This window comes from Petrotoga halophila DSM 16923, assembly GCF_002924615.1.
In genome coordinates, this window is the sequence record NZ_JALY01000049.1 from 1 (window position 1) to 5,985 (window position 5,985).

General features: G+C 34.6%; 4 protein-coding genes. 3 read left to right on the forward strand and 1 reads right to left on the reverse strand.

Annotated features, from left to right (window positions below; genetic code table 11):
• Window positions 1–27 precede the first annotated feature (27 nt).
• On the forward strand, window positions 28–810 hold the full coding sequence (locus AA81_RS02185; protein WP_211292630.1) for an ECF transporter S component: 783 nt from the start codon (window positions 28–30) through the stop codon (window positions 808–810).
• Between the two features lie 52 nt (window positions 811–862).
• Here the strand turns inward: AA81_RS02185 and AA81_RS02190 are convergent, their stop codons facing one another.
• A complete protein-coding gene (locus tag AA81_RS02190) occupies window positions 863–1,477 on the reverse strand; it encodes a superoxide dismutase (protein WP_103898053.1) in 615 nt (204 codons plus the stop codon).
• Window positions 1,478–1,663: 186 nt separating this feature from the next.
• On the opposite strand from AA81_RS02190, the gene AA81_RS02195 reads away from it, so the two are divergent.
• Entirely contained in the window at window positions 1,664–2,833 is a 1,170-nt protein-coding gene (locus AA81_RS02195) for a metallophosphoesterase (protein ID WP_103898054.1), read from the forward strand.
• 147 nt (window positions 2,834–2,980) lie between these two features.
• Window positions 2,981–5,641, forward strand: a complete 2,661-nt coding sequence (gene ppdK / locus AA81_RS02200) for a pyruvate, phosphate dikinase (RefSeq protein ID WP_103898055.1) — start codon at window positions 2,981–2,983, stop codon at window positions 5,639–5,641.
• Window positions 5,642–5,985 lie beyond the last annotated feature (344 nt).

Here is a 5,985-nt window from a genome sequence, read left to right on the forward strand (position 1 = left end):
TACATATTATACGAGGAGGGATTTATATTGAAGACGAAAGATGTTGCAATTTCTGGTATAATGATTGCCTTAGTTTTTGTTTTAACCTTTGCGATAAAAGTTCCTGTGCCATTCACAAGGGGTTACGTACATTTGGGAGACAGCATGATATTCATTTCAGCGATTTTGTTCGGTAGGAGGGTTGGAGCCTTAGCAGGAGGATTGGGTTCTGCTTTGGCAGATTTGGTTGGAGGTTATGCTTATTGGGCTATACCCACTTTGATTATAAAATCCGTTATGGGGGCTTTAGTCGGATGGGTTTCTGATAGTTATAGAAACAAATATTCGGGCAAAAAAGAACTTACGATTTTTCTCTCAAGTATAGGTATATGGTTGGCTTTTTCCTTAACTCTTTCCTTATTTTTAAAAAACTTGATAGCGAATTTAGCAACATCTCCTTTGACTAACAACCTAATGAATGAATTGGGGTACGAAAGTATAGAAGAGTTAGAAAATTTTTTATTAAACGCTAGGGGATTAATCAACATTATTCTTTTAGCAATACCAATAGCCATAATACTAATTTCGTTGTTCCTTAGAGGAAAGGGTTCAACGCTTTTCAGACTAGGTAATTTGATGGGAAGTATGATAGCTGGTTTATGGATGGTTATAGGATACTTTTTTGCAGGTAGAATTATAGTTGGTAATTGGGTGATGCCTATTTTTGAGGTACCTTGGAATGTTTTACAATTCACCGTAGGAATTCTCGTTGCATATATAGTGTTATTCGGTCTACAAAAGACAAAACTTTTTGAAAATTCCCAAAAGTAAAAAAGCAATCTCGGTTGCCTGTGCAACCGAGACCTTTTTCTTCTACTATCCTTTATTTTAGTAACATTTCATATCTTTTACCAACTTCTTCCCAATTAACTATGTTCCACCAAGCTTGTATGTATTCTGGTCTCCTGTTTTGATATTTCAAATAATAAGCGTGTTCCCAAACATCCAAGCCCAACACAGGTTTCAAACTGTACATTATCGGGTTATCTTGATTTGGGGTGGATAGAATTGAAAGATGCCCGTAGTTATCTAAAACCATCCAAGCCCATCCGCTTCCAAATCTTGTTGCTGCTGCATTTGAAAATTCCTCTTTAAATTTGTCAAAGCTTCCAAAGGTCTTATCAATACTTTCAGCTAACTTTCCAGAAGGCTTACCACCACCATTGGGTCCCATTATTGTCCAAAATAAAGAATGATTGTAATGTCCACCTCCGTTGTTCCTTACTGTTGTTCTAATATCGGCTGGTATATTGTCTAAATCCTTGAGAATGTCTTCTATACTTTTACTTGCCCATTCAGGATATTTTTCTAAAGCCGCATTTAAATTTTTAACGTAACCTCCATGATGCTTAGTATGGTGAATCTCCATTGTTGTTGCATCTATGTAAGGTTCTAGCGCATCGTAAGGATAACTCAATTTTGGTAATTCAAAAGCCATAATTACACCTCCATGATTAGATTAATTTCCGATAATTTTTGTCGTATTTAAATTATACCACACATTTTATCATTATGCAAGTCGAATTTGATATTCATATATTCTTAATAAATCTTATAAAAAGGGGAAAATGTATGTGTTATAATTACCTTCGGAATTTGGAAAAAATCTGCTGGAGGAAACCAAATGAAGGTTTTTCTAAGTGATTTACACATCGGATTAGGTAACGAATCTGATGACTTTATATACGATGACAGATTAATCAAGTTGCTACGTGATCTTGATGGAGAAAACAATGAGTTATTTGTCGTCGGAGATTTTTTCGAGTTATCCAACTTAATCAATGATGGTCTCATAATGGATACAGCTTTTGAATATGCTGAAAAATTTGATCCGTCTTTAATAGATGCAATATTTGCCAGCCATGAAAAGCTGATCGAAGAGTTTCAAAAATTTTCAAAAAAACATAAAATTTATTATATCGCAGGTAACCACGATTATTACATTCTTTTGAATCAAAAAATAAATGAAAGGATCAAAGAAGTATTTGAGAATTGTGAAATTTTACCCTATTATTATGATCCAAATATTAGATTATTTGTTATACATGGTAATCAGTTCGATATAGTCAACAGATTGAGCAAAGATAAAGATGGAAACCTTATTCCCCCATTTGCAGAGTACATGAACAAATACATGAACTATAATTTTGGGAAAGTTGCTGGGAAAATTCTACCTGCTGAGCTTTTTTCTGATTATCAAAATATTTATCCTCAGTTAGATGTCTTCAAGTGGTTGGATGTTATAAAAGAAAAATATGATTTAAAATATAATTTAAAAAACAAATGGATCGAAATTTTTACACAATTAATTAAGACCCCTCAGGTAAAAAAGTGGATGAAAATAAATTTTCCAGGCGTAAATATTCTATCTAATATATTTATAAATAACTTAGGGGGAATGAAATTAGGCGAAGCTATAGTTAGGGTAGGAATGTTCTTCAGAAGTATGAGAAATTCAAATTCTCTTTTAATGAATGCAGAAGAGCTTTTGAACGAAAAATTCTATATACCAAAAGAATATCTTATTGGGTTTTATGATCAAGATATTTCTTTTGTTAAAGGGGAAGTAAAGGGAATAGTTATGGGTCATAACCATAGAGCATCGTTTAATATTATAAAAAACGGAGGACCAAAAGAAGTTTATATTAATACTGGAACATGGAAATTCATGGTAAATAGAAATTTTGGAATAAATAGAAATGAGTTCATCAAAAAAAAGTTGATTTCCTATCTATTGATAGACGATTCAAATAAACCTATGAATTTTAAATTAGTAAGAGAAGAGGCTTTTTAAATTATTAAAATTGTATGTTAAATTTTACCCAAATGAGAAGTAGAAAAAAAGTAATTAGAATATAATTGAACAAAGTGTGATGATTTAATCATCATAGATTTTTTGTAATTATAATTTTTTTCATAAAATCTGATAGGAGGTAAAAAGATGGGGAAAAAGTATGTATACGTGTGGAATAAAAACCGAGTAGAAGGTAACTCAAAAATGAAAGACATTCTTGGAGGGAAAGGTGCTAACTTAGCAGAGATGGCATCTTTAGGCTTGCCAGTACCCCCGGGTTTCACTATTTCAGCAGAAGTATGTAAATATTATTGGGATAACAACAGAAAATTCCCAGAAGATCTTAAATCAACTGTTGAAGAAGCCATGAGGGAACTTGAAAATGTTACAGGTAAAAAATTCGGTGACAACGAAAATCCTCTTTTGGTCTCAGTAAGGTCTGGTGCCGCCATTTCTATGCCTGGAATGATGGATACTATATTGAATTTAGGTCTTAACGATGAATCAGTCGAGGGATTGGCCAAACTAACTAACAATGAAAGGTTCGCTTGGGATTCTTACAGAAGATTTATACAAATGTTTGGTGATGTTGCACTTGGTATTCCCCATGAAAAATTTGAAGACGCCCTTAATGAAGTAAAAAACAAAAAAGGCGTAAAACAAGATTTAGAATTAGACGCGAATGATCTTAAAAAAGTTGTTGAATTATACAAAAAACTCTACAAAGAAGAAGGAAAAGAGTTCCCACAAGATCCTATGAAACAGCTTTGGATTGCTATAGAAGCAGTTTTTGGTAGTTGGAACAATCCAAGGGCTATAAAGTATAGACAAATTAATGAAATGGATAAACAAGGTCTTTTAGGAACAGCTGTTAATGTAGTAGCTATGGTTTTTGGTAACATGGGAGAAGACAGCGGTACAGGTGTGGCTTTCACAAGAGATCCAAACACTGGTGAAAAGAAATATTACGGTGAATTTCTCACCAACGCACAAGGAGAAGATGTCGTTGCCGGTATAAGAACTCCAAAAAGTTTGGATGAGTTGAAAAATATCAATCCTAAAGTATATAACCAATTACTTGAGGTTATGGATAAATTGGAGACACATTTTAGGGACATGCAAGATATAGAATTCACAGTTGAAAGAGGTCAATTATATTTGCTTCAAACAAGAAATGGAAAGAGAACTGCTGCTGCGGCTGTTAAAATTGCGGTGGATATGGTTAAAGAAGGTCTCATAAACAAACAAGAAGCAGTGATGAGAGTTAAACCGGCAGATATAGAAAAATTATTACATCCTATTTTCGATCTCGAAGAATTAAAAAATGCCCAGTATATTGGAAAAGGATTACCCGCATCTCCTGGTGCTGCTACAGGAAAGATTGTTTTTAGCGCAGACGATGCCGAAAAGCTGGCAAAAGATGGTGAAAAAGTAATTCTTGCTAGACCCGAAACATCCCCCGAAGATGTTGGCGGTATGAACGTTGCAGAAGGAATACTAACTTCACGTGGAGGAATGACTTCTCATGCTGCCGTCGTTGCTAGAGGAATGGGTAAAACAGCTGTTGTTGGAGCAGAAGATATAGTCATCGATTTAAAAAATAAAGTTATAAAATCTAATGGAGTAGAATTAAAGGAAGGCGATTGGATTTCCATCGATGGAAATGAAGGAAAAGTTTACGCTGGAAAGATCAAAACAGTTAGACCAGAAGGGTTAGCAGGTGATATTTCTGTATTGCTTGAGTACGCAGACGAAGTTTCCGTTTTAGGGGTTAGAGCAAACGCAGATATTCCAAGAGATGCGAAAGTTGCAAGAGAATTTGGCGCTCAAGGAATTGGGCTTTGTAGAACGGAACACATGTTCTTTGGGCCAGAAAGAATAAACAAGATGAGAACTATGATCGTTTCAAAAACAGAAGAACAAAGAAGAGCAGCGTTAGAGCAACTTTTACCATTTCAAAGATCCGACTTCAAAGGATTGTTTGAAGAAATGGAAGGATTTTCTGTTACAATAAGGCTTTTGGATCCACCTCTTCATGAATTTGTTCCAGAAAGCGAGGAACAAATAAAAGAAGTTGCAAAAATGATTGGAATCAGTGAAGACGAATTAAGGAGCATAGTTAAAGATTTAGAAGAATTCAACCCCATGATGGGTCACAGAGGTGTAAGATTAGCCATTACTTACCCAGAAATAGCAGAGATGCAAACAAAAGCTATAATTTTGGCTGCTATAGATTTAATAAAAGAAGGTAAAAAGGTGCAACCGGAAATAATGATCCCAGTGGTTGGAAACGTTAAAGAGCTCACCATCCTTAAAGAATCTATTAAGCAGATTGCTGACGAATTAATAAAAGAAAACAACGTAGACTTAGAATACAAAATTGGAACAATGATCGAAGTCCCCAGGGCCTGTGTCGTTGCAGATCAAATTGGTGCAGAGGCTGATTTCTTCAGCTTTGGTACCAACGATCTTACACAGCTTGGTTTAGGTTTTTCAAGAGATGATTATGGAAAATTCATTGGAGATTATATTGAAAAAGGTATCTACGAAAAAGACCCCTTCCAACAAATCGATAGAGAAGGCGTTGGAAGATTAATAAAACTTGCTTTGGATGGTGGAAGATCCACTAACCCAAAATTGAAGGTAGGAATATGTGGAGAGCACGGTGGAGATCCAGATTCTATTGAGTTTGCACACTTAGTAGGATTGGATTATGTCAGCTGTTCTCCATACAGAGTACCAGTCGCTAGATTAGCAGCTGCACAAGCAGCGGTAAATTATAAGAGAGGTAAAACGGTTAATTATTAATCAATAGGTAAAAAATTCAGAAATAATCAGAGTTCTAAAATCAAGATGTGAATTTTATAATAGTTACAGGGTGGAGATCTCTCCACCCTTTTTGTTATACAGCTCATTAACTGTTGACACTTCCTTGCTGATATGTTAAAATTGAACAAATGTTTTATTATATCTTTTCCGGGGTGATCCATAATGAAAATTGTAGATTTGATTGAACAATCAAACAAACCTATTCTTTCCTTCGAAATTATCCCTCCTAATGTTGGAGAAATACTGTCTTTAGAAACTCTAAAACACGTATTGTAACTAACTTTTAATACCTTCAATATTGTACTTTTACCTCCTCACTGTAT